Annotated in this window: 1 protein-coding gene; it reads right to left on the reverse strand. The window is 50.9% G+C overall.

The window, feature by feature from the left end; translation table 11 throughout:
* Positions 1-6: 6 nt before the first annotated feature.
* On the reverse strand, positions 7-234 hold a 228-nt coding region (locus SB816_RS35135; RefSeq protein ID WP_410548640.1), incomplete at its 5' end, for a hypothetical protein.

Consider the following 234-nt stretch of genomic DNA (forward strand, 5'->3'; position numbering starts at 1 on the left):
TTGCCATTACAGCCACAATAGCCAGCGTGCATTTGAGAACCAGCACATAAATCTCCTGCTCTTGACGTATAATGACCAGATAAGGTCCGGATCAACCACAGCAGGTTTCTTCACCTTTGCCCTCGAGAGTTTTTTGCGGGCGTTTTGCCAGTCCTTACGCGCCTGTTCAGACGGGAATAACCCGTAGCCGGAGTTGTATACATCGCCACTGGCTACCAGCTCTCTGGCAAGAAC

This window comes from Achromobacter sp. SIMBA_011 (genome assembly GCF_046535435.1).
GTDB lineage: Bacteria > Pseudomonadota > Gammaproteobacteria > Burkholderiales > Burkholderiaceae_B > Achromobacter > Achromobacter dolens.